This window comes from Sinorhizobium kostiense, from assembly GCF_017874595.1.
Classification (GTDB): domain Bacteria; phylum Pseudomonadota; class Alphaproteobacteria; order Rhizobiales; family Rhizobiaceae; genus Sinorhizobium; species Sinorhizobium kostiense.
Genome location: NZ_JAGILA010000007.1, coordinates 39,381 through 64,216, shown reverse-complemented (window position 1 = coordinate 64,216; position 24,836 = coordinate 39,381). Strand labels below are relative to the sequence as shown.

21 protein-coding genes are annotated in these 24,836 nt (G+C 61.5%); 7 read left to right on the top strand and 14 right to left on the bottom strand.

Annotation, left to right across the window (positions count from 1 at the left end; translation table 11 throughout):
• Positions 1-7: 7 nt before the first annotated feature.
• The gene (locus J2Z31_RS21885) at positions 8-976 is read left to right on the top strand and encodes a DUF2950 domain-containing protein (protein ID WP_209604596.1); all 969 of its coding nucleotides are present in this window, start codon (positions 8-10) and stop codon (positions 974-976) included.
• Between the two features lie 92 nt (positions 977-1,068).
• A complete protein-coding gene (locus J2Z31_RS21880; protein WP_209604594.1) occupies positions 1,069-3,177 on the top strand; it encodes a mechanosensitive ion channel domain-containing protein in 2,109 nt (702 codons plus the stop codon).
• Between the two features lie 110 nt (positions 3,178-3,287).
• On the opposite strand, the gene J2Z31_RS21875 is transcribed toward J2Z31_RS21880, so the two are convergent.
• The 13 genes from J2Z31_RS21875 to dusB form a co-directional block, all read right to left on the bottom strand.
• Positions 3,288-4,259, bottom strand: a complete 972-nt coding sequence (locus J2Z31_RS21875; RefSeq protein ID WP_209604592.1) for a threonine/serine dehydratase — start codon at positions 4,257-4,259, stop codon at positions 3,288-3,290.
• A gap of 167 nt (positions 4,260-4,426) precedes the next feature.
• Entirely contained in the window at positions 4,427-5,416 is a 990-nt protein-coding gene (locus tag J2Z31_RS21870) for an ornithine cyclodeaminase family protein (RefSeq protein ID WP_209604590.1), read from the bottom strand.
• A gap of 350 nt (positions 5,417-5,766) precedes the next feature.
• Positions 5,767-5,982, bottom strand: coding sequence for a hypothetical protein (locus J2Z31_RS21865; RefSeq protein WP_209604588.1), 216 nt, complete (start codon positions 5,980-5,982; stop codon positions 5,767-5,769).
• 46 nt (positions 5,983-6,028) lie between these two features.
• A complete protein-coding gene (locus J2Z31_RS21860) occupies positions 6,029-7,009 on the bottom strand; it encodes a L,D-transpeptidase family protein (RefSeq protein WP_209604586.1) in 981 nt (326 codons plus the stop codon).
• 202 nt (positions 7,010-7,211) lie between these two features.
• Positions 7,212-8,552, bottom strand: a complete 1,341-nt coding sequence (hflX, locus tag J2Z31_RS21855; protein WP_234939582.1) for a GTPase HflX — start codon at positions 8,550-8,552, stop codon at positions 7,212-7,214.
• 57 nt (positions 8,553-8,609) lie between these two features.
• On the bottom strand, positions 8,610-8,852 hold the full coding sequence (gene hfq, locus J2Z31_RS21850; protein WP_003535434.1) for an RNA chaperone Hfq: 243 nt from the start codon (positions 8,850-8,852) through the stop codon (positions 8,610-8,612).
• A 107-nt stretch (positions 8,853-8,959) separates the two neighbouring features.
• Positions 8,960-9,823 carry a D-amino-acid transaminase gene (locus J2Z31_RS21845; RefSeq protein ID WP_209604584.1) on the bottom strand — a complete coding sequence of 288 codons (864 nt, stop codon included), beginning with the start codon at positions 9,821-9,823 and terminating at the stop codon, positions 8,960-8,962.
• A gap of 10 nt (positions 9,824-9,833) precedes the next feature.
• A complete protein-coding gene (trkA, locus tag J2Z31_RS21840) occupies positions 9,834-11,210 on the bottom strand; it encodes a Trk system potassium transporter TrkA (RefSeq protein ID WP_209604582.1) in 1,377 nt (458 codons plus the stop codon).
• A 287-nt stretch (positions 11,211-11,497) separates the two neighbouring features.
• Positions 11,498-12,862, bottom strand: a complete 1,365-nt coding sequence (gene ntrX, locus J2Z31_RS21835) for a two-component system response regulator NtrX (protein WP_209604580.1) — start codon at positions 12,860-12,862, stop codon at positions 11,498-11,500.
• Complete coding sequence (locus J2Z31_RS21830) at positions 12,852-15,125, bottom strand: sensor histidine kinase NtrY-like (RefSeq protein ID WP_209604578.1); 2,274 nt, start codon at positions 15,123-15,125, stop codon at positions 12,852-12,854. Before J2Z31_RS21830 ends, ntrX begins: the two co-directional genes overlap by 11 nt.
• Positions 15,126-15,311: 186 nt before the next feature.
• Entirely contained in the window at positions 15,312-16,766 is a 1,455-nt protein-coding gene (ntrC, locus tag J2Z31_RS21825; RefSeq protein ID WP_209604576.1) for a nitrogen regulation protein NR(I), read from the bottom strand.
• Positions 16,763-17,917, bottom strand: a complete 1,155-nt coding sequence (locus J2Z31_RS21820; protein ID WP_209604574.1) for a two-component system sensor histidine kinase NtrB — start codon at positions 17,915-17,917, stop codon at positions 16,763-16,765. Before J2Z31_RS21820 ends, ntrC begins: the two co-directional genes overlap by 4 nt.
• Positions 17,914-18,939, bottom strand: a complete 1,026-nt coding sequence (gene dusB, locus J2Z31_RS21815; protein ID WP_209604572.1) for a tRNA dihydrouridine synthase DusB — start codon at positions 18,937-18,939, stop codon at positions 17,914-17,916. The genes J2Z31_RS21820 and dusB overlap by 4 nt, the downstream gene beginning before the upstream one ends.
• A gap of 157 nt (positions 18,940-19,096) precedes the next feature.
• Here dusB and J2Z31_RS21810 point away from each other — a divergent pair, with 157 nt between their 5' ends.
• Positions 19,097-20,311: a bifunctional 2-C-methyl-D-erythritol 4-phosphate cytidylyltransferase/2-C-methyl-D-erythritol 2,4-cyclodiphosphate synthase gene (locus J2Z31_RS21810; RefSeq protein WP_209605140.1), complete on the top strand. Its 1,215-nt coding sequence runs from the start codon at positions 19,097-19,099 to the stop codon at positions 20,309-20,311.
• Complete coding sequence (locus J2Z31_RS21805; RefSeq protein WP_209604571.1) at positions 20,311-20,808, top strand: CinA family protein; 498 nt, start codon at positions 20,311-20,313, stop codon at positions 20,806-20,808. The genes J2Z31_RS21810 and J2Z31_RS21805 overlap by 1 nt, the downstream gene beginning before the upstream one ends.
• Positions 20,809-20,854: 46 nt before the next feature.
• Here the strand turns inward: J2Z31_RS21805 and J2Z31_RS21800 are convergent, their stop codons facing one another.
• A complete protein-coding gene (locus J2Z31_RS21800) occupies positions 20,855-21,304 on the bottom strand; it encodes a type II toxin-antitoxin system RatA family toxin (RefSeq protein ID WP_209604569.1) in 450 nt (149 codons plus the stop codon).
• A 360-nt stretch (positions 21,305-21,664) separates the two neighbouring features.
• Here J2Z31_RS21800 and J2Z31_RS21795 point away from each other — a divergent pair, with 360 nt between their 5' ends.
• From J2Z31_RS21795 to J2Z31_RS21785, 3 genes are read left to right on the top strand one after another with little or no spacing between them, the layout of a single operon-like run.
• Positions 21,665-23,479 carry a methanol/ethanol family PQQ-dependent dehydrogenase gene (locus J2Z31_RS21795; RefSeq protein WP_209604567.1) on the top strand — a complete coding sequence of 605 codons (1,815 nt, stop codon included), beginning with the start codon at positions 21,665-21,667 and terminating at the stop codon, positions 23,477-23,479.
• Positions 23,460-24,281, top strand: a complete 822-nt coding sequence (locus J2Z31_RS21790; RefSeq protein WP_209604565.1) for a substrate-binding domain-containing protein — start codon at positions 23,460-23,462, stop codon at positions 24,279-24,281. Before J2Z31_RS21795 ends, J2Z31_RS21790 begins: the two co-directional genes overlap by 20 nt.
• Entirely contained in the window at positions 24,278-24,835 is a 558-nt protein-coding gene (locus J2Z31_RS21785) for a c-type cytochrome (protein WP_209604563.1), read from the top strand. The genes J2Z31_RS21790 and J2Z31_RS21785 overlap by 4 nt, the downstream gene beginning before the upstream one ends.
• The last annotated feature ends 1 nt before the right edge of the window (position 24,836 follow it).

Sequence of the window (24,836 nt, the reverse complement as noted above, 5' to 3'; positions counted from 1 at the left end):
AACGACCATGAGCAAGCTTTTTCATATTCTCCTTCTCGGATCAGCCTTGTCGCTCTCGCTCACCGGTGCGCCGATCGATGTCGCTTCTGCCCAGGCACAGCAGCCGGCACAGACGCAGGGATCGGCAAGCATCGACGACTATGCCGCCGCGGAAGACCCGCCGGTCTTCGACGATCCTACAAAGGCAGTGGACGCCTTCAAATCGGCGCTCGCCGGCAATGATTTCGACGGCCTTGCTAAACTCTTGGGGCTGGACCCGGCAAAGCTGAAGACGGGCGATGATGCGATGGAGACCTTCGCGCTCATCCGCGAAGGTGCCGAGCGCAGGGTCGCCGTGCGCGATCTTGGGGGGCGCAAGGTGATTCAGATCGGCGACCGGCTCTGGCCCTTGCCGTTCCCGATCACCAAGGGCGAGGATGGCAAATGGGCCTTTGATACCTATGTGGGGCTCGAGGAGATTTCCAACCGCCGCGTGGGCGAGAACGAGCTCGAGGCGATCGAGACGGCACGCGCCTATGCCGAGGCGCAAAAGGATTACGCCTCAAGAGATCGCGATGCCGACGGCGTCTTCGAATATGCCCAGAAGCTGATCAGCAGCCCCGGCCAGACCGACGGCCTCTACTGGCCAGCCGACCAGGGCGACGGCGACAGCCCGGTCGGCGACGCGATCAGCGAGGCGGCGCTGGAAAGGGCTAAGGCCGGACAGGGCTATTTCGGCTACCGTTTTCGCATCCTCTCCTCCCAAGGCGACAACATCGCCGGCGGCAAATACGACTATGTCATCAACGGCAACATGATCGCCGGCTTCGCATTGATCGCCTGGCCGGTGCAATATGCCGGGACCGGCGTCAAGACCTTCGTCGTAAACCAGCAGGGCATTGTCTACGAACGGGACCTCGGTCCCAGCACGGAGGCGATCGTGCCGTTCATCGACCGCTTCGATCCCGACGACAAGTGGGCTGTGGTGAATGACTAAGCTCCATGCTCTTGCGCGTTGCTCGGTTCGCATGACCTCCGAAGCGCCTTCACCGGGTCTGGGGCAAAGGACGAGGTAATCGAGTGATCGCGATGTTCAAGCATGGTCGCGGCAGAAGCATTTGCGCATCGCTCCTTATGCTTATCCCGCTTGTGTTCGGGCTTGCCACCCCTCTGGCAGCCCAGGATTCGGCAACGGCGGCACCCCCCGCCAAGATCCAACAATTGATCGCGTTGCTGGACGACCCGGAAGTTCGCCAATGGCTCGCGACCAGACGGGAGGCCCCGGCGCCGGCCGCCGCGACCCAACCGGGAGGATTTGCCTCGCAGTGGGTCGCCGCGCTCAGAAAGCACCTTTTCAGCATGCGGGATGCCGCGCCGCAGGTCGTTCGTGAATGGCGGGCGGCGAAGGACCGCATCGCCGTCGACATGCAAGGCCATGGAACGATGCCGATCCTCAAAGGCTTCGCCTTCGTGCTCATCGTCGCCTATGGTGCCGAGTTCCTGTCGCGCTACCTCCTGCGGCTGAAAGCAGGTCCGGAGCGGCTCGGACAGGGCCTTGCCGTCTTCGTTCGCGTCGCGCCGCTCGTCGTCTTCGCGATTGCCGCAATCGTCGCCTTCGTCCTTTCCGGCTGGCCGAGCCGACTGGAGGCGGCCGTGGCGCCGCTGCTGATCGCCTGGATCGTTGCCCGGCTGCTGATTGCGATATCTGCGTCGGCGTTCAAGGTCGCCATTGCGCAAGGCGTGGCGACTGAGCCGCAGCAGGGCAGCGTCGCGCTTGCACCGGAGGCGGCACGCTTCTGGTATCGGCGGTCCGTTCTCTTCATCGGCGCCCTGGCCTTTCTGTGGGCCGCCGCGGACCTGATGCAGGCGCTGTCGGTTCCGGAGAATGTCAACGAATTCGTCACGGCAGCTCTCGGCCTGGTCGTGCTGGGCCTTGCCATCGAAACGGCGATACGGCGCCCCGCCGCCGCGGAGGTGCCGGCCGGGCGGCGCTTGCTAAGCAACGCCTTGGTCGTCGCCTTCCTCATCCTGCTGTGGCTGTTCTGGAGCGGCGGCATGAAGGTGGCGTTCTGGCTCGGCGTCTATACCCTCGGCCTGCCGCCGCTCTTGCGCTTCACGACTGCCACAACCAGGTCGATGCGGGACGCCGATGCGGCCGGCTACATGCGCGTGGCGCGCAATGTGCTGATCGACCGTGGCGCGAGATTCGCCATCATCGCGCTCGCTGCCGCATGGCTTGCCGTCGTCTTCCAGTTCAAAGGCAGCTCGATGGTACAGGACGATGTCTTCAACAGGCTCTTCCGCGGCGTCCTCGCCGGCGTGGTGATCCTGCTGGCGGCGGACCTCGTCTGGCAGCTGACGAAGGAGTTCATCAATCTCCATCTGACGCGCGCCAGTGTCGACGTAGCGGATCCGGTGCTGCTGGCTCGCAAAATGCGTCTTCGCACGCTGCTGCCGATCCTGCGCAATTTCCTGGCCGCCTTCATCGCCGTCGTCGCCGGAATGATGGTGCTCTCCGGCCTCGGCGTCGCCATCGGCCCGTTGATCGCCGGCGCCGGCGTCTTCGGCGTGGCGATCGGCTTCGGCTCGCAGACGCTCGTGAAGGACATCATCAGCGGCATTTTCTACATGATGGACGACGCCTTCAGGGTCGGCGAATATATCCAGAGCGGCAGCTACATGGGTACGGTCGAATCCTTCAGCATCCGTTCCGTCAAGCTGCGCCATCACCGTGGGCCTGTCTTCACGGTGCCCTTCGGCTCGCTAGGCGCCGTCCAGAACATGAGCCGCGACTGGGTCATCGACAAGTTCAAGATCAACGTCGCCTACGACACCGATGTCGCCAAGGTGAAGAAGGTGGTGAAGGGGGTCGGCGCCAAGCTTCTCGAGGACCCGGAACTCGGCCCGCTGATCCTTGAAACGGTGAAGATGAAGGGCGTCGAGCAATTCGGCGACTACGGCATCACCCTGAGCTTCGCGATGAAGACAAAGCCGGGGTGCCAGACGCAGGTGAGGCGACGGGCCCAGGCGCTGATCAAGGAAGCCTTCGCGACCAACGCTATCCACTTCGCCTCGCCGACCGTCCAGGTGGCCGGCGATGACAAGCAGGCGATCGCAGCCGCGGCTGCAAACCGGGACGCGATCGACAGGAAGAACGCGGCCCTCGTGCAGGAGGGCGGGGAAGCAGCCGCGGAATAGTTCAAGCTTGGCGCGCGACGTTCATGTCGACCAATACAAACTTGGAACGGGCGAGCGCGCAAGCGCTCCTAGCTGGCCCGAACGGAATTTAGATATCCGTCCTGGCAACCCTACTCGGCAGCTTTGTATATCTCAGCAAGGTCGCACAAGTCCCAGTTCCCGCCGCTCAACACCGCGCAGACTTTTTCATCCGGTCTGACTTTTATGGAGCCCGCCAACAAGGCGCCGATGCCAATCGAGGCGGCCGGTTCGGCGATCAATTTCGCGTCTCTGGCAAGGGTACGCATACCTGCGATGATGTGCTCGTCCTCGACGAGAATGATCTCGTCGACGTACTTTTCAATGATGGGATACGGGTTCTGCCCCGGAACGCTTATTCTCAGGCCATCGGCGATGGTGTTCTTCAAGGGTAACGACGTACGTTCCTTGTTTAACCGGCTGTGGAAATACTTCGGTGTTAATGCTGGCTCCGCGCCGATGACGCGCACCGATGGCTTCGTTTCCTTGATAGCGGTAGCTATTCCCGAGATAAGGCCGCCGCCGCCAACGGGAACAATGACCGTGTCAACATCTTCCAAGTCCTCGAGGATTTCACAGCCAATTGTTCCTTGGCCAGCCATTACCATGGGGTCTTCGAACCCATGTACAACCGCATAATTCTTTCCTTCGGCGATTTCATAGACCTTTTTCCATCTGGCAGCCGTATCGCCGTCGAAAAGGACGACTTCCGCACCAAGGGCCTCGGTGTTGGCTATCTTGATTTTCGGCGTGGTAACCGGGAGTACCAATATCACCTTTACGCCCAGCATTCTGGCCGCGTAGGAAAGCCCCTGCGCATGATTGCCCGACGAACTGGCTATGATGCCGTTTGCGATCGCTTCTCTCGGGAGCGAAAGGGTCTTGTTTAGAGCGCCGCGAATCTTAAAGGCGCCGGTAATTTGCAGGGTCTCAGGTTTGAGATACAGCTGACAACCAACGGCTTTCTCTATTTTCTCTGCGCGCAGTAAGGGCGTATGTCTGATGTGAGGCTTCAGCCTTTCACGTGCTTCCTCAATGTCCTGAATGGTTGGGTAGTTGCGCATGGTGCTTGTCGCCTTTCAACTTGCAGACTCACGTTCCGCTGAGGAAGCTTTGATCGTTGGTTGATTTGATGGTTGTAGACCAAGCCTCGGTTTTGTTCACAAGGCTCACATGAGCCCTGTTGGCGGGCCATAGCGGATTTTCGCGCGCGATATCTTCAGGTCATGATTCAGAAGAACTCGAAGAACGTTCCGACGTTTCTTTCTATTGCGTTCCGATAGATTTTCCCGGCGGTCGTATTGTCCTGTATGGCCATGCCTGTGGAGTCGAATATTGTCACTTCATCATCGTTTTCTCTGCCTGGCTTCTTGCCGAGCAAGATCTCGCCGATTTCGCCATGGATGTCGTCTCGGGTGATGATGTTTTCATTCAACGGATGCCACGTCTCGCCCTTTTCGGTGCATTGCGCAATTGAGTCGACGACTACCTTTGCGTTCCTGAAGATCCCCGGATCCAGTTCTTGCTTGCCTTGTTGATCTGTGCCGATCGCAACGATGTGTGTACCGGGCTTTACCCAATCCGTTTCCACAAGCGACCCTTTCCCGCGGGTCGTCGTAATCAGGATGTCGGCCTGCTCAACGGCTTCTTTTTTGGAAGCTGCCATGATTACAGGAATGCCAAATTCGCTTTCGATGTCGGCCTTGTATTTGGAGAGCGTCTCGGGAGAGTTGTCCCAGGCGTGGATCTCTTCGATTTTCATGATCTCATGGATCGCCCGGATTTGCATTCTTGCCTGATTGCCTGTCCCGATCGACGTGATTTTTCTGGCATTTTTCCTTGCGAGTGCCATTACGGAAACCGCTCCCGACGCCCCGGTTCTGAGACCAAGGATCAGACTTCCATCCATAACGCAAATCAGCGCACCGCTCCTGGCATCAAACAGGAAAATGCTCGCCATCCCGCTGGGCACGCCGTGTGCTGTCGGGTTGTTAATGAACCCGCCGGAAGAGGCTTTCATCGAGATCACTTCATTGGCTTTATAGTAGCCAAGTTTGAAGTCGATTTCCCCACGAGGCGATGGGAGATCTATTCCTATATAGTCAGGTTGCTCCACCTGATCACTGCTAAAGGCTCTGTAAGCCTCTTCCACCGTGCCGATTACTTCCTTCATGCAGATTAATCTGCCTACTTCCTCTTTTTTTAGCAGCAGCGTTTTCATGCATCGCCTCGGTATTTTCTGGCTTCAGGACATGCCCCATATGCCTGCCGCCGAAGGTTTCAAAAGCCGCATGTTCACATCGAGCAGGACATGGGGAACTGGGCCAGATCGACAACTATATGCGAGGATTATTGCATCGGGTACGCAGCAGAAAATGTCGAGTGCTCCGCAACTTCAGACTTTCCGATAAGTTTCCCGAGCCATCTGCAAAATCCTAACGCCGCGAAACTCTGGCTCGAAGACGCGCTCGAGCCGCTGCTGCATGCGCATCGGACGCGAACTGACGAACCAGCGGTTCAAGGACTTACAGCGGGACTTTTGCGCGCCTGAAAAGCTGTAAAGGCCGGGAGCTACCAATTGCCGGGATCGGCGGTGTGATCGGTACTGGCAAACTCGTCCGCTTTTTCCCTGTCCAGCGTCAGACCGGTTGGGATTCCTGTCTCGTCCGCCACCGAATATTCGAGCGGCGTCCGCCCGCTGGCCAATTCCTGATACATGAGCAAGGCCGCCTCTTCGGCGGTGTCGGCGTCAAACTCTTTCGTGACGGTGACCGTGAACCTGTGCATGACACGAACCTCGCCTGTGCTGTAATGGAAATCTCACCGGTCATGGTCAATCGGTGAACTCAACGATCACTCCCGGCTCAACCATCGCCGCCAGTTCCTCGGCGTCCCAATTTGCCAGGCGAACGCAGCCGTGCGAGCCCACCTTGCCGATGAGCGAGGGTTCCGGCGTGCCATGGATCCCGTAGGTTGGCTTGGTGAGATCGATCCAGACGCTTCCCACGGGCCCGTTGGGGCCGCTGGGCAACTCCAGAACCGATTCGTTGTCGCCCTGCTTGAAGTTGACCTTTGGGTCGTAGACGTAGGTCGGGTTTGGAGCGACCCCCTTCACCTTGTGCTTGCCGGATGGCGAAGGCGTCTCTTCGCTGCCGATGGAAGCGGGATAAACGGCAAGCACCGAGCCGTCTTCCGCAAACGCCGCGACCTGGCCCGCTCCCCTGCGCGCCTCGATCCGTTCGACCTTGCCTTCCCTCGCGGCGCCGGGGACTGCGACCGAGATCGTATCTCCCACGGCGAATGCCGAACCCGGGTTGAGCGCCTTCAAGAGGTCGATGTCCATGTGGAACCGCTCCGCGAGTTTCTCCGCAACGCTTGTATATCCGAGGTGCTCCATCTCAGCTTGCTCGGCGTAGTCTTCCGGTATGCGCTCGACGAGATCCTTGGAATCTTCTTCCAAAACGGTGTAGGGCTCAATCACGGGCTCGTCGCCAAGGCGGCCGATGACCTCGGGGTCCAGCTTGCCATCGACGGGAAGACCTTGCATGGCCTCGAACCCGGCGATCGCCTTCGTGACGTTCTCGCCATAGTAGCCGTCGATTACCCCGGGAGATGCACCCGCACGGTCCAGAAGAACCTGGAGACGGATAATCGCCGGCTCCGGTCGCGGCGACGTTTCGGACGGTCGTTCCGGCGGAACCGAGGCAACGGAGGCATTGTTGATCGCATCCGGCTGAAGCTCCTCGGCGCCGGCGGCGCACCAGGGCGCCAATGTCAGCAATACTGCAAGGAAAGCCACGCTCTTCATGAACATCACAAAGCCGCAACAGCCGAACTTGTTCCGACCGCAAGGCTGCAATTCGGAGAGCGGCACGTCGCGACCCCGTGATTTCCCCGACTGCGCTACCCTCGGGCTTGCGGGGGGATCAAACGAGGCTTACCCGGAGGATGGCGGAGTGGGATAAGCCGACAGCCGAGGCGACGCGCTATGGAGGAGACTGGCGTCGTCCTTGCACTCACCATTCCTCTTCGGCCGGTTTCGGTCCATTGCCCAGCCGCCTTTCGAGTTCCGCCGTCTCCCCCTCCGTCAGGCGCAGATCGAGATTCACGCGTCCGTCCTCAAGGTCTTCGCGGCCGTCGACGATCGCGTGCTCATAGATCCATGGCAGCAGTTGCAGCTGGTCGAGACCGAGCACGATGGTGCACTGGGTCATGACGCCCGAGAGGCGCCGGCCAATCTCCGCAAGCAGATCGTCCACCCCTTCGCCGGTTATCGCGGAGACCGCGACGGTGTTGCCGGCATTCGATGCCTTCTTCGCCAATGCTTCGCGCACTTCCGGCTCAAGCTTGTCGATCTTGTTCCAGACCTCGACAATGCGCTCGGCGCTCTCCTTCTCGCCGATCCCGAGATCGGCAAGGATGCGCAATACGTCGCTCGCCTGGGCCTGATTGTCGGAATCGGAGAGGTCGCGCACATGCAGGATCAGGTCGGCTTCGAGCACTTCTTCCAAAGTCGCGCGGAAGGCTGCGACGAGATGCGTCGGCAGATCAGAGATGAAACCGACCGTGTCCGAGAGGATGACCATACGGCCATGGGGTAGTTTCAAGCGCCTGAGCGTCGGGTCGAGTGTCGCGAAGAGCATGTCTTCGGCAAGAACGCCCGCACCGGTCATGCGGTTGAAGAGCGTCGACTTGCCTGCATTGGTATATCCGACCAGCGCCACGATGGGATGGGGGACCTTTTTTCGCTTGGAGCGGTGAAGCTGACGCGTACGACGGACCTGCTCGAGCTCACGCTCCAGCCGCACGATTCTTTCCTGCAACAGGCGGCGGTCGGCCTCTATCTGCGTTTCACCGGGGCCGCCCATGAAGCCCGCGCCACCGCGCTGGCGCTCGAGGTGAGTCCAGCTTCGAACCAGCCGGCCCTTCTGGTAATTGAGATGGGCGAGATCGACCTGCAGCGTGCCCTCCTTGGTAGAGGCACGACGGCCGAAGATTTCCAGGATGAGGCCAGTCCGGTCGATGACCTTGGCGTTCCATTCCTTCTCGAGATTGCGCTGCTGCACCGGCGTCAGCGGATGATCGACGATGACGAGGCCCGCATCCTTCTCGCTGAGGACATGGCCGATCTCCTCGATCTTGCCGCTACCGAGCAAGGTGCCGGGCTTCGGCTGCGCCACGGGTACGATCGTGCCGTGAACAACATCGAGGTCGATGGCGAGCGCAAGGCCTGTCGCCTCTTCCAACCGGCTTTCATCGGAACGGGTCGTCGACGGTGTTTCCCCCGCGCCCTTTCCCGACTTCTTCAGGACAGGAACGATGACAACCGCGCGCGTGTCGTCGCGGAGCCGTTCCAACTCCGGGATAATCGACGAAGATTTTGACTCACGCTTGGTAATGTTCCTCACGTCCCGTCAGGATGCGGCTTCCTCATTCTCGAACATCTGCAGCGGTTGACCCGGCATGATTGTCGAGATCGCATGCTTATAAACGAGTTGAGAATGGCCGTCACGGCGCAAGAGGACACAGAAATTGTCAAAAGAGGTTACAACGCCCGTCAGCTTCACGCCATTGATAAGGAAAATCGTCAACGAAATCTTTTGCTTGCGGACCGTATTAAGAAAGAGATCCTGCAAATTCTGAGAACGTTCCGCCATCGCGCCGCTTCTTTCTTATTTGCCGGCTCGGCGCCGGTGCATTTTTGTCGAATTCTGCAATTCGAGGCATCACAGTAGTCTTCCCCGACACCTCTGCAAGTTTGGTATCAAATCAACGTCTTTTCCGCAACGTCGAAAAAGGCCTCACGTATATTCTGTGCTATGCTTCCCGGGTGGCCGTTGCCAATGACCTTTCCGTCGATTGAAACGACCGGGAAGCAAATGCTGGTGGCAGCGGTGACGAAAACCTCTCGGGCCGCGAGCATTTCTGCGACGGAGAACGCCCTCTCCTCGACCTTCAAGCCCAGCGACCGTGCGACGTCCATCAAAGTCGTCCGGGTGATGCCCCGCAAAATTCCGTGTTCCGCCGGCCGCGTACGCAATACTCCGTCCTCATCGACGATCCAGACATTCGTCGCTGCGCCCTCTTTGACGATGCCTTGCGCATCGATGAAGATCGCCTCCTGGGCGCCCTCCTCCTTCGCCTTCTGCCGGGCGAGCACGTTCGGAAGAAGGCCGATGGTCTTGATGTCGACGCGGTCCCAGCGGTTTTCAGGAACGGTTATCGCGGAAATGCCTTCAGCATTCTTCCGGGAGATAGCGGTCGCATCGGTGCGCTTGGCGGTGACGACGATGGACGGCGGGGTGTCGCCCGCGGGGAAAACATGGTCCCGGCGTGCAACGCCTCGCGTCACCTGGAGATAAAAGAGCCCATTCTTCACCCGGTTACGGCGCAGCACCTCGCGGATGACCTGCATCATTGCCGCGCGGCTCATCGGCCAGCCTATCCTGAGCTCGCGCAGGGAGCGATCCAGGCGGTCCAGATGACGGCCGAGATCGACGATGTAGCCGTGACGCACCTCGCAGACCTCGTAGACGCCGTCGGCAAATTGGTATCCGCGATCCTCCACATGGACCGCAGCTTCAAAATGGCGCACGTAGGCACCGTTTACATAGGCGATTCTCGGCATTTGCGACTACTCAGAAGTACTGGATGCTCACACGGAAAAGTTGCTCGACGTCGCGCACCGCGCTTGCGGCGGCAAGCAGGACAACCCGGTCCTTAGCCTTGATGCGGGTGCTTCCGTCCGGGAGGATGAAAGTCTTGTCGCGGTATAGCCCGCCGATGCGGATGCCCTCGGGCAGGTTAAGTTCGCGCAGCGCCCGCCCGACCAGCGGCGAGGTCTCGAGCGCCTCCGCCTCGATCACTTCCGCCATACCGTTCTGCACGGCATAAACGGAGCGGATGCGGCCTTTCCTGACGTGCTGCAGGACACGGGAAATCGTCACTGCGCGCGGATTGATATGCGCGTCGACGCCGGCGGTGCTGGCAAATCCCTGATAGGCGGGCTCGTTGATCAGCACGAGCGTCGACTTCGCCCCGAGCCGCTTGGCCATCATGCTTCCGAGAATATTGATCTGATCGCTGTTGGTCAGCGCCACCACCAGGTCGGCATCCTGGACATCGGCCTGCATCAGGATGCGCTGATCCATCGCCGAACCCTGCAGGACGACCGTATTGTTCAGCTTGTCGGAAATGAACACGGCTCGATTGCGATCGCTCTCGATAAGCTTGACCCGCATGCGCGGCTGCTGCTTCTCGATCATGCGGGCGACGAAGTGGCCGATATTGCCGCCGCCGAAGATGATGATGCGCCGCGCCTCCTGCTCTTCGTGTCCGAATAGCGCAAGAGTTCGGCGGGTATGGTCGCGATCGCAAACGACATAGGCGAGGTCGCCCGTCTGCAACTGATCGGTCGAATGCGGGACGATCAATCGGCCCTTGCGGAAGATGCCGGTGACGGTGGCCCTGAGATCGGGGAAAAGCTGGCTCAGTTGGTGCAATGGCGTGTCGACGACCGGGCAATCCTCCATGCACTCGATCGCAATCATCGTGATGCGATCCTCGGCAAAGCGAACCACATCCGTGGCACCGGGAAAGGAGATGCGGCGAAGCACAAGTTGACCGACCTCGATTTCAGGCGAAATCGTCACGTCGATCGGCACGTTCTCGCGCGAAAAGAGATCCGAATATTCTGGCGCCAGATAGCTCTGGGCGCGAATGCGGGCGACCTTCGTCGGCACATTGAAGATCGCATGCGCCACCTCGCAGGCAACGATATTGACCTCGTCGTGGAGCGTGACGGCGATGATCATGTCGGCCTGGTCGGCCCCGGCCCTCGCCAGCACGTCCGGATGTGAGCCATGTCCGACATAGCCGCGCACGTCCAGGGTCTCGGTGATATGGGCGATGAGGTCAGGCGCCGTATCGATTACCGAGACGTCGTTATCCTCTTGCGACAGCCGCTCAGCGATACCGAAGCCGACCTGCCCCGCTCCGCATATGAGTACTTTCATGCTTTTTCCTTCGTCCGAGCGCTACTGCATGTCTTTGTCCTTATACCGACTTCGATTTAAGGAAAAAGACATGGAACAACCAAAGTGCTACCGCCACCATTGCGCGTTCGATAAGGACGCGCGGCTCTGTCGAGCCGGCGGCAGATCGCGTCCCGCAAGACGCGCTCCGGAATACCGCTTCGTCCACCCTTAGATCACGATGATTTCAGGCCAAATCATAAATACAACCGGTTGAGGTTGGCGCGACGCGGTCGGAGCGCCGCGCAGATTTTTCCTCATCCGGCTAATCAGACCCCCAATGATTTCAGCTTGCGATGAAGCGCCGAGCGCTCCATGCCGACAAACTCGGCGGTGCGTGAGATGTTTCCGCCGAATCGGTTGATTTGGGCCATCAGATAGTCGCGCTCGAACATTTCCCGTGCCTCACGCAACGGCAAGGTCATGATGTGCTGATCGCCCTTGGCGGCAATCTTCGGAAGCGTGTCGCCCACCTCGTTCGGCAGCATGTCCGCCGAGATCGGCGTATCGGGGCCATCGCTGCGGGCGAGAATCATCAAGCGTTCGATGTTGTTGCGCAATTGCCGGATGTTGCCCGGCCAGCCATGCGCCTGCAGCACGGCAAGCGCATCCTCCCCGATCTTGCGCGGGCGAATGCCGGCATGCTCGCTGACCTGGCGCATGAACATGTCGACGAGGAAGGGAATGTCTTCGCGCCGCTCGGCCAGAGCCGGAACGCGCACTGGAATGACGGCGAGCCGATGATAAAGGTCCTCGCGGAAGAGGCCTTCGGAGATCATGTTCTCGAGATTGTAGGCGGTGGACGAGATGATGCGGACATCCACCTTGACGCGCTTCGAGCCGCCGACCCGCTCGAACTGCTGGTCAACCAGGACGCGCAGGATCTTGTTCTGCGTCTCCCGCGGCATTTCGCCGACCTCGTCCAGATAAAGAATGCCGCCATGCGCTTCCTCGAGCGCACCGGTCCGGCGTGGCTGGCCGGCGGTGCCTTCGGTTCCGAAAAGGGCGACCTCCATTCGTTCGGGCGTGATCGCAGCGGCGTTCAACGCGACGAAAGGGCCGGCGGCACGCGTGGACTTTCGATGGATCATCCGCGCCACCAGTTCCTTGCCGGAGCCGGAGGGGCCGAGAATCATAATGCGGCTGTTGGTCGGCGCCACCTTGTCGATCGTCTGGCGCAGTTGCGACACCGCGACCGAGGTGCCGATGAGTTCCACGGGATCGCCGGACCGTTTCTTCAGTTCCGTGACTTCGCGCTTGAGCTTGGAATTCTCGAGCGCGCGCTCGGCAATCAGGATCAGCCGATCCGCCTTGAAGGGCTTTTCGATAAAGTCATAGGCACCGCGCTTGATGGCAGAAACCGCGGTCTCGATATTGCCGTGGCCGGAAATCATGATCACCGGAAGATCCGGATGGCGGCTCTTGATTTCGTCGAGAAGCGCCAACCCGTCGAGCCGGCTGCCCTGCATCCAGATGTCCAGGAAGACGAGCCGCGGCACCCGATCGTTGATCGCCGCGAGCGCACTGTCGCTGTCGAAGGCCGTCCTCGTCTCATGGCCCTCGTCCGACAGAATGCCAGAGACGATCTCACGGATGTCTTCCTCATCGTCCACAACCAGAATATCAGCCGCCATTAGTATTGCCCTTGTCCTTAGAAGTATCGCCGCCCCCGGTTTCACCGACAGGTGGCAGGATCACGCGGATCATTGCCCCGACGCCCGCGTCGAAATCGGGAGGTGCGTCGTGCAACTCCAGTTGTCCGCCATGGTCCTCGATGATTTTCTTGACGATCGCGAGGCCTAGCCCCGTACCTTTCTCGCGCATCGTCATATACGGTTCCAGAATTCGGTGCCGGTTTTCGGTCGGAAGCCCTTTGCCATTGTCGATGACATCGACTACGTAGCGGCCGCTCGCATCGTCCCGGCGTGAGCGGATCATGATCTTCGGCGCACCGCGGACCACCTCGGCCGGCACCGCCTCGATCGCCTCGACGGCGTTCTTGACGATATTGCCGAAAGCCTGGCCGAGCATGCGGCCATCGAACTGGCCCTCGAGCGCTTCGTCTCCGAAATCGCGGACGAAGGTGATGTGGCTGTTGCCCATCTCGCGTAGGAATACGGCGTCCTTCAGAATGGCGCGGAGATCCGAGTACTCCTTGGTCGGCTTCGGCATCCGCGCAAAGGCCGAAAACTCGTCGACCATCCGCCCGATGTCCTCCACCTGGCGCACGATCGTATCGGTGCACTGGTCGAAAACCGCCTTGTCTTCCTGATCGATCTGCTTGCCATAGCGGCGCTTCAGGCGCTCGGCCGAGAGCTGGATCGGCGTCAACGGGTTCTTGATCTCATGGGCAATACGCCGCGCGACATCCGCCCAGGCGGTCGAGCGCTGCGCGATCACCAGGTCCGTGATGTCGTCGATGGTGATGACATAGGAACCGTGCGACCCGTCTCCCTCCTCGCGCGTCACCTGGACGTTCAGCGTGCGCTCGGTGCCGCCACGCATGATGTTGATCTGCTTGCGATAGTCGTTGCGATAGCGGCTCTCTGCATCGATGAGCACGGCCTCGATTTCCGGCGCCACATCGCTGAGGCTTGCACCGACGAGGCCCGAAGCGGCGTTCCTCAAGATACCTTCCGATGAGGGATTGACGATGGTGATGCGGTGATCCTTGCCGACGCCGATCACCGCTGCGGTGACGCCCGAAAGTACGGCCTCGATAAAGCGGCGGCGCTGGTCCACCTCGTCCTTCGCCTCCAGGATCTGCTCCTGTTGCGTGCGGATCTCGCTCACCATCTTGTTGAAGGTGCGCGAGAGATTGCCGACGTCGCCGTCGACGGCGCGCACGGGCACGACCACGTCGAGGTTGCCGGAGGCGACGCTGTCGGCTGCACCGATCAGCTGCCGGATCGGCCGGACGATACGGTCGGCGACGGCAATCGCGGTCCAAATAGCCGCGAGCAGCACGATCAAGGCGAAACCGATGTAGAGAACGCCGAAGGCGATCTGCAGCGAGGTCCGACCCGCCTCCAGCGCCTTGTACTCGGCAGTATTCTCCTCCATCAGCCGCATGGACCGCATGACTTCCGGGTCGACGTTTCGGACAGTGTAGAGATAGGTGCCGGGTATATTGTCGAGCGGCATCACGGCGCCGACGAGGTTGGTCACACCCGGCGGAATGAGCGTCGGCTGGCCTTCGACCGAGCTTTTCAGAGCGTCCTGCGGAATGGCCGGCAACGGCCGGTCGGTCGCGATGTTGGCCTGGAGGATCGGGCTGCCATCGGCACGGACCAGGAATGCGCCGAGCATGCCGCGCCCCCTTGCCTGCCGCGTCATCAACTCGATGAAGCCGGTGCGATCGAGGCTGTAGAGCTGGCGATTGCGCTCGAGGTCATTGGCCATCGAGACTGTCTGCCCCTGGAGGTAACTGGCGTTCTCCAGAACATAGGCCTGCGCGACATTGAGCGAGGAGCGGACGATCGCCTGCGTCCGCAGCGAGAACCAGCGGTCGAGCCCGACCTCGAGGGTGATGCTGGCGAATATTGCGACGAGGATAGCGGGGGTGATGGCAACTATCGAGAACAAGGCGACGATCCGCACGTGCAGCCGCGCCGCCGCCCTTCCCTTGCTGCGCGCCCTGAGCAGCCTCAATATCTCGCGGGCGATGAGATAGATCAGTCCAACGACGAAAACGCCGTTGATGCCGGCGCAGGCGATGACGATGTTGCGCTCCGGGCGGACCGGGGTCAGCCCGAGAAGGACGAGCAGGGACAAGGTGGCGCAGACCAGCGCACCAGTGGCAAGCATCAACCCCGGAAATGCGAAGGAGGCCCGCCTATCCTGGGCAGCCGCGACACCGTCCTCCGTGCCCAATGGCAAGGCCATTCCATCCACCATGAAAAAGCATCCCCCAAACCGGCGCCCGACGACACCGGCACACGCCCTTGTACTGGCCAAAGATTGCGTCCTCGGGCCGGTACGGCGCTAATGAGTCGTTTCAGCGGCAAAGACGCCGGCGAATCGACGCGCGGCGAAGTTTCAAACGACGCATTGTGGCGAAAATGCAACGGTGTTGCATCTCAGTCAAGCGCTGCGCGTGCTGCGGTAGACCGAAACGCCGAGCTCGCGGATTTTCTTGCGCAGCGTATTGCGGTTGAGCCCAAGCAGGTCGGCGGCCTTGATCTGGTTGCCGCGCGTCGCCGTCAGAGCCGCAAGGATCAAGGGATATTCCATTTCCGCCAACACGCGGTCGTAGAGCCCCGTGGGCGGCAGGCCGTCTCCGAAGCTCGCAAAATACTGCCGCATGTTTTCCTCGACCGCCTGCGAGATCGACATCGAGCCATTGCGCGTTACAGCCTTCTCGATCGGGCTGTCAGGCACTTCCGAACGCAGCTCGTTTTCGATGATCTCCCGCGTGATCACATCCTGTGGATAAAGTGCGGTCAGACGCCGCACGAGGTTCTCGAGCTCGCGCACGTTACCTGGCCAGGGATGCGCCTTCATCAGTTCCAGCGCTTCCTGGTCGAAGCGCTTGGCATCGAGCCCTTCCTTTTCCGCCTGCTGCACGAAATGGCGCACGAGGTCGGGAATGTCCTCGGCGCGATCCCTGAGCGGCGGCAGGCGCAGGGGCACGACGTTCAGGCGATAATAGAGATCTTCGCGAAAGAGCCCCTGATTGATCGATTGCTTCAGGTCCTTGTTGGTGGCCGCGACAATGCGGACGTCCGAACGGATCGGCGTGCGCCCGCCGACCGTCGTGTATTCGCCCTGCTGCAGTACTCGAAGGAGCCGCGTCTGCGCGTCCATCGGCATGTCGCCGATCTCGTCGAGGAAGAGCGTTCCGCCTTCGGCCTGCTCGAAGCGGCCGGTGGAGCGCGTCTGCGCACCGGTGAAGGCGCCCTTTTCATGACCGAACAATTCCGACTCGATCAAATCGCGCGGGATCGCCGCCATGTTGATGGCCACGAACGGGCCGTTCCGGCGCTTGCCGTAATCGTGCAGCGCGCGGGCGACCAGTTCCTTGCCGGTCCCCGATTCGCCGGTGATCATCAGCGTCAGGTCGGTCAGCATCAGCCGCGCGAGCACGCGGTAGATTTCCTGCATCGCGGCGGAGCGGCCGACGAGCGGCATGCCGTCCTGGGAATCGTCTTCGAGTTTCGAAGGGCGCCGTTTCGGTTCGGCCAGCGCCCGACCGATAATGCCGATCAGTTCGGTCAGGTCGAATGGCTTTGGAAGGTAGTCATAGGCGCCCTTTTCCGAAGCTTTGATGGCCGTCATGAAGGTGTTCTGCGCGCTCATTACCAGGACGGGGAGATCGGGCCGCGCCTTCTTGATCCGCGGAAGGAGATCGAAGGCGTTCTCATCCGGCATGACCACGTCGGTCACCACCAGGTCGCCGTCGCCGGCGGCGATCCAGCGCCAGAGCGTCGCCGCATTCGAAGTGATGCGCACGTCGTATCCGGCACGACTCAGCGCCTGGTTGAGCACTGTGCGAATGGCAGCGTCGTCATCCGCGACGAGGATCGTTGCGCCGGTCATGCATGGGTTCCTTTTGTCATCGGAGTTACTTCATCCGTCGCCTGCCCCTTGGACGCCGGCATCAGGACACGGAACGTCGTGCGGCTGTGCTGGCTGTCGCATTCGACGATGCCGCCGTGCCCGCCGATGATCTTGGCGACAAGCGCCAGCCCGAGGCCGGACCCGTTCGTCTTGGTCGTGATGAACGGGTCGAAGAGATGCGGCAAAAGGTCCGGCGGCACGCCCGGCCCGTTGTCATGCACGCAGAATTCGAGCGGCAGCGAAATCTTCTCGCGCGTTCCGGCAACGGAGAGGCGGATGCCCGGACGATAGGCCGTTGTCAGGAGAATCTCGCCGTCCGGGCGATCCCCGATCGCTTCGGCGGCGTTCTTCACCAGATTGAGGAACACCTGAACGAGCTGGTCGCGATTGGCGTAGACCGGCGGCAGCGACGGGTCGTAGTTCTCGGAGATCTTGATGCCCCGAGCGAAACCCGCTTTGGCGATTGCCTTCACACGGTCCAGAACGGAATGGATATTGATCGCCATCCGATCGACCGGCCGCTCGTCGGAAAACACTTCCATGCGGTCGACGAGCGAGACGATACGATCGGTCTCGTCGCAGATCAGCCGCGTCAAGGCCCGGTCTTCGTCGGTGACCGACATTTCCAGGAGCTGTGCAGCACCCCTGATGCCCGAGAGCGGGTTCTTGATCTCGTGGGCGAGCATCGAGGCAAGGCCGGTCACCGATCGCGCGGCGGCGCGATGGGTCAGCTGGCGGTCGATCTTGTCGGCCATCGACCGCTCCTGCAAGACGATCACCACGGAACCCGGCTGCGACAGCACCGGCGCGACGTAAAGGTCCACGAGCTTGTCCGCGCCAAGACGCGGCGAGCTCAAATCGACGCGATACTCGTTGACCGGCGCGCGCCGCTCGCGCACCTGCTCGATCAGGGTGAGGAGCGGACTGCCGAACGGTATGAATGCATCGATCGTGTGGCGGGCGAGATGATTGGCGCTCGCGCCGAAAAACGACTCCGCCTCCCAGTTCGCGAAAGCGACGTGACTGTTCTCGTCGACGAGGATCACCGGGTTCTGGATGGCGTTCAACACGGCCATGGAGAGGTCGTTCGAGCCTTCCGCCGGCTCCGGCACCCTTACCTTTTCGGTCATGCCGCGATTTCCTCCCTGACCGTGTCCCTGCCGGAGCAAGCGATGGCGGACGCCACGCATTCGCTCACCAGTTTCGTGTCCCTCGACGTCAGGATCGCCGCCTTTTCCGCCGGAGCGAGATCGGGTGCGAAACGGAGATACCAGCCGACATGCTTGCGGGCGGCGCGAAGCCCCACTTCCACCCCGTAGAATTCCAGCATCATCGTGTAGTGCTCTTCGAATATCGCTGCGATCTCCGCCGCATCCGGATGGGTGGCGGCACCGGCCAGCACGCCCGGATGCCAAGGCCTTCCCTGGGACGATCGTCCGACCATTACCGCGTCGGCGCCCGAGCGGCGCAGGATCTCATCAGCATCGGCCAAGGTGTCGACGTCGCCATTGGCAATCAGCGGCACCGAAACAACCTCGCGAACCGCGCGGATAGCATCCCAATCGGCCTTGCCGTTGTAAAACTGCATGCGCGTCCGGCCGTGAATGGTGATCGCCTGCACGCCCGCCTGCTCGGCGCGCCGGGCGATCAGCGGCGCATTGATCGAGTTCTCGTCCCAGCCGAGGCGCATCTTCAGCGTGACCGGAACGGCGACCGCCTTCACCGTCGCCTCGATGAGCGACAGGGCGTGATCGGGATCACGCATCAGTGCCGAACCGGAGTAGCCGCCGGTCACCTTCTTGGCGGGGCAGCCCATATTGATGTCGATGACGTCCGCCCCGTTCGCCTCGACGATTCGCGCCGCCTCGGCCATCCAGTGAGCCTCGCGTCCGGCGAGCTGGACGATGTGGGGATCGATCCCGGAGTTCCTGAGGCGCGCCCAGGATTCCGCCGCATTGCCGACCAGCTCGCGACTCGCCACCATCTCCGTCACGACGAAGCCGGCGCCGAATCGCCAGGCGAGCATGCGAAAGGGCAGATCCGTCACTCCGGACATCGGCGCGAGCGCCACCCGATTGCGAATTTCAACCTTCCCGATCCGCAGCGACGATGAAAGAGCCGATGGAGGCAAATGCATATCTTTCAGGCACATTCAATTCTTGCACTATTTTTAGACATTGTTCGTCGGCTTGCCAAGTGATTTCCACGCCCCCGCCAAAATTCCCTCGACGCATGGGTTCGGACTGTAAAAGCGAGGACGTTCGCGGTACATGACGGCGAAGAATGACGGAGCGGGACCCATACAGAAGATGCAATCGGAAGAACAGTTCTCCTGTGGCGTCGTAATCGTCGCAGCCGGGCGCGGCGAGCGCGCCGGCCAATCGGCCGAGGGCCCGAAGCAATATCGAACCATCGGCGATCGTCCCGTTATCGCCCATACGCTTGACAGTTTCGCGACATGGCTCCCGGCCGGCCCGATCGTCGTCGTCATTCATCCCGATGACGAGGACCTGTTCGCCGCCGCGCGGCTGCGACTGTCGAGCCAAGCCGAGGTCTCGGTCGTCCATGGCGGGCCCACCCGGCAACTCTCCGTACTTGCCGGCCTGGAGGCTCTGGAAGCATCGGGTGTTCAATACGTAATGATTCACGACGGCGTGCGGCCGTTTGTCGGCCACGACCTGCTCGAGCGCTGCCGTGCAGCGCTCGAGCACGGCGCCGAAGCGGTTCTTCCTGCCATTGCGGTTGCCGACACGCTGAAACGAGCAGCGGACGGCCGCACCGTCGAGGAGACGATCCCGCGCAACGGCCTTTATGCTGCGCAGACGCCGCAGTGCTTTCGCATGCAGGCAATCCTTTCCGCCCATCGCGCCGCAAACGCCAGCGGCCGGAGCAATTTCACCGACGATGCGTCCATCGCCGAATGGGCGGGCATGCCGGTCGTTCTCGTGGAAGGCGCGGCGGACAACGTGAAACTCACATTGCGGAGCGATATCTCGATGGCCGACGAAAGGCTTGCGCGCCATGCCCTTCCCGACGTGCGCACCGGCAACGGATATGACGTGCATCAGCTCGTGGAGGGCGACGGCGTCACGTTGTGCGGCGTTTTCATTCCGCATGATCGCAAGCTTTCCGGCCATTCCGACGCGGATGTCGCCTTGCATGCGCTGACCGATGCGCTGCTTGCCACCTGTGGCGCTGGCGATATCGGCGACCACTTCCCGCCCTCCGACCCGAAGTGGAAGGGTGCCCCTTCCCGCATCTTCCTCGAGCACGCGGCAAAGATCGTGCGCGAGCGCGGCGGCACGATCACCAATGCCGACATATCGCTGATCGCCGAAGCGCCGAGGGTCGGGCCGCATCGTCAACAGATGCGCGAAAATCTCGCCGCGATGCTCGGCATCGAGCTCGACCGCTGCTCGATCAAGGCGACCACCAACGAAAAGCTCGGCTTCGTTGGCCGGCGGGAGGGCATTGCGGCGATCGCCACCGCGACGGTCGTCTACAAGCCACCGGGGAAAAGCTGATGTGGCCAGCCGATATCGAGGAGAAGGCGCAGTCGATCATTGCCGACCTCACCGCCCGCGGCCAGAGGCTGGCGACGGCGGAGTCCTGTACAGGCGGTCTGATCGCCGCGGTGCTGACGGAGATTGCCGGCTCCTCCGCGGTCATGGACCGCGGCTTCGTTACCTATTCCAACGAGGCCAAGATCGATATGCTCGGCGTTAAGGCGGCCACGCTTGCCGCACGAGGCGCTGTCTCGCGCAAGACGGCGCTCGAGATGGCGCAGGGCGCCCTCTCCCACTCCAAAGCCGATTTTGCGGTCGCGGTGACGGGCATCGCCGGGCCGGGCGGCGGCTCGGCGGAAAAGCCGGTCGGCCTCGTGCACCTTGCCGCAGCGGGACGGCAAGGCCGGATGCGGCATCGCGAAATGCACTATGGTGATATCGGCCGTAACGCCGTGCGGCTGGCAACGGTTATGACAGCGCTCGAGCTCATAGAAGAGATATACCAACGGCAGTAGGCTCTGACCGATCTGATGGGACGAATCTACTGCCGTTGGTATCAGCTCAGGAACCGTAGATCACGTCAGCCCGCTTCTCGAAGGCTTCCGAAAACATGCCGAAGGCCCGATCGAACATCGAGCCCATCAGCGCACCCAAGAGGCGGCTCTTGAATTCGTAGTCGATGCAGAAATGAACGATCGACTGGCTGTCACTCACCGGCTCGAAGCGCCAGAGATTGTCGAGATATTTGAACGGCCCTTCGATGTAGTTGACGTCGATCATCAGCTCTGCCTTCTTGAGCAGCACCTGCGTGGTGAAGGTCTCGCGGATCGCCTTGTAGCCGACCGTCATGTCCGCCAGCAGCAGCACCTTGCCATCGCGCTCCCTTTGCGAGCGCACGCTCAAGCCCTCGCAGAGCGGCAGGAACTCCGGATAGCGTTCGACATCGGCGACGAGGTCGAACATTTGTTCGGCCGTATGTTTGACGACATGGTTGGTTTCGAAATGCGGCATGAATTGCAGTTAAGGGCATGCGCAAGGAAGATCAAGGAGCGCGCCAAGTTGTGTGCCGCGCTTCTTGTTCCATCCGGCCGTGGGCGATGCACCAAAAAGATATATCGAGGTCATCCTGTGCGCTAGGACACCGCCAGACCGCCGAAGACAAGCAGAACTCCGAGAAACACGACCGCAAAGACAGCGGAGATATAGAAGCCGGGCTCGCGGAAAACGCGCAGATCCTTTCGGAGGCTCATTCGTCTCCTCCTTTGCTGCTGAAACGCGCTTTGTGAAGCCGGGTTCCAGGCCCGCGGTCTCGCAGGAACAATTCACCGTCTCGGCGGTTTCCCGCGGGCTGCACCTGTATCGGGCACAAACATGCGTTTATCACTTTGCCGATGCTGCTATTTGGCAGCGGTTCTCGCTCTTTCGTCTTCGAGTTCCTTCAGCCAGCAGCAAGACGCTCGGCCGGCTGTGACCGCTCCTCCCTTTGCCATCGCGCCGGATGACGCGAATTGGACGATGCCGACCAAGGACACGGCTGCCACTCGCTACAGCGGCCTTTCAGAGATAACGACCGATAACGTGAAGGACCTCAGGGTTGCTTTCACTTTCTCGACTGGGGTCAACAAGGGTCACGAGGGCGCACCGCTTGTCGTCGGCGGGTCGATGTTCATCATCTCGCCCTACCCAAATATCGTTTATGCGCTGGATCTCACGCGGCCCGGCGCGCCCCTGAAATGGCAGTATAATCCCAAGCCCGATGCCTCGTCCCAAGGCGTTGCCTGCTGCGACGTCGTCAACCGCGGGCCGACTTATTCCGATGGCAGGCTTTTCTTCACCACGCTCGATGCTCACGTCGTCGCCCTCGACGCGGAGACCGGTCGGGAGGCCTGGAACGTCAAGCTCGGGGAAATCAACCGCGGCGAGACGATGACGATGGCGCCGCTGGTCGTAAAGGACAAGGTGATCGTCGGCATATCCGGCGGCGAATATGGCGTGCGAGGTTGGATCCAGGCGCTCGATGCTGCGGACGGCAAGTCCCTGTGGAAGGCCTACAGCACCGGGCCGGATCGTGACGTGAAGATCGGAGCGGAATTCAAGCCGTTCTACGAACAGGACCGCGGGCAGGACCTCGGGGTCGCGACATGGCCGCCCAATGCCTGGGAGATTGGCGGCGGCACCGTCTGGGGATTCACCACCTACGACCCTGAACTAGACCTCATCTTCCATGGTACGGCCAACCCCGGACCGTGGAACCCAAACCAGCGACCGGGCGATAACAAGTGGACCAACACCGTCTTCGCGCGCGATCCCGACACCGGCGAAGCGCGCTGGGCTTATCAATGGAACCCGCACGATCTACACGACTGGGATGGCATAAATGAAAACATTCTCGTCGACGTGGAGTGGCAGGGAAAGACGCGCAAGGCTTTGGTGCACCCCGACCGGAACGGACTGGTTTACCTGCTGGACCGGACCACCGGCGAAGTGCTCTCCGCCAACTTCTACCACCCCGTCAACACGCATCAGGGCGTTGACCTGAAGACCGGCCGGATCAAGATCAACGCGGGAAAATATCCGCATGAGAACGAGGTGATCCGCGACGTCTGCCCAACGGCGCCTGGAGCAAAGGACTGGAGTCCGTCCTCGTTTTCCCACCAGACCGGACTCCTCTATATTCCGCACAATAATCTCTGCATGGATTGGGAGAGCACCGAGGCGAATTACATCGCCGGCACGCCATATGTGGGCGCGGAAGTGCGGATGCATGCGGGCCCGGGCGGCCATCGCGGCGAACTCTCCGCCTGGGATGTCGTCGCCGGCAAGGAAGTCTGGACCATCAAGGAGCGTTTCCCCGTCTGGGGCGGCACGCTGGCCACTGCGGGCGGCCTCATCTTCTACGGCAACATGGAAGGCTGGTTCAAAGCGGCAGACGCGAGGACGGGCGAAGTGCTCTGGCAGTTCAAGACCTCCTCCGGCATCATCGGTCAGCCGACGACCTATCGCGGGCCTGACGGTAAGCAGTATGTCGCCATATTGTCAGGCGTCGGCGGCTGGGCGGGTTCGATCGTCTCCGGCGACCTCGACCCGCGCGATGGCACCGCGGCCCTCGGATTCGTCAACGCCATGGCCGACCTCAAGGACGTCACCACCAAGGGAGGCACGCTCTATGCCTTCGCGTTGCCTTAGGACTGCAGGGGCCATGCTGTTCTGCCTCTTCGCGTCGGCGGCGGCGGCACGCGAACTGAGGGTCTGCGCCGACCCCAATAACCTGCCATTCTCCAGCAGCAGCACAAAGGGCTTCGAAAACCGAATAGCCGAACTGCTTGCGGGCGAACTCGGCGCCAGGCTCGCCTACACCTGGCGGGCGCAGCGCCGCGGCTTCTTGCGCGAGACGCTCAATGCAGGACGCTGCGATCTGGTCCTTGGCGTTCCTACGGAACTGGAAGGCGTGAGAACCACACGTCCTTACTACCGCTCGGCCTACGTCTTTGTCGCGCGCGATGGAACTCCGCCGGTCACATCCTTCGACGACCCGGCCCTGCGGCACCAGCTGATCGGCGTTCAGCTCATCGGGGACGACGGCTGGAACACACCGCCCGCGCATGCGCTGACCCGCAGGGGCATCATCGACAATGTCCGAGGCTACATGCTCTACGGCGACTACAGCGAGGCCGCTCCTGCGGCAAAAATCATCTCCGCGGTCGCGCTCGGCGAGATCGACATCGCGCTCGCCTGGGGCCCGCTCGGCGGCTACTTCGCCGCACGCGAAAGGCCGCCGTTGAGCGTGAAACTTGTCAGCCCCTTAGACGAGTCGGACCTGCCGATGGCCTGGGATATTTCCATGGCGGTGCGCAAAGGTGACACCGCCCTGCTTTCCGAGATTGACGCGGCGTTGACGAAGCTCGCACCGCGGATCGATGCGATCCTCTCCGAATACGACGTCCCGCGCCTTCCGCGCTCACCCCCGTTGCTGGGCAGCGAACCATGAAGCGCCTCCCGCCGATCGCTGCCGCTCTTGTCTTTCTCAGCGCCTGCGAGCGCGAGGACCGCGAGTTTCGCCCATCTCCAGTGGCAGGCGAAGGGGACGCCGCGATAGCCCTGTCCAGCATAGCCCCGGGTCCCGGCGGAACCGAAATGCGGGCCGACACAGGGAAAGCCTATGAAGAGAACGCCTACCATCTGAGCGAAGGCAAGCGGCTCTTCACCTGGTTCAACTGCAAAGGCTGCCACGCTAACGGCGGCGGCGGCTCCGGCCCGGCACTCATGGACGACCGATGGATCTACGGAGGCGAGTTCCAGAATATCGTGCAAAGCATTGGGGAGGGCCGCCCGAACGGCATGCCCAGCTTCCGCGGGAAAATTCCCGATGAGCTGATCATGCAGATTGCGGGATATGTCCGCTCCATGGGTCGCCACGTCCCGATGGACGCTGCGCCGGGCCGGAACGACGACCTGATGCCGAGGCCGTCCGAGCATCGCTTGCCCTCCTCGCCAGCTGTCACTGGCGGAACGGTACCGCCATCCGGCCAGGCGCCCCAGTGAG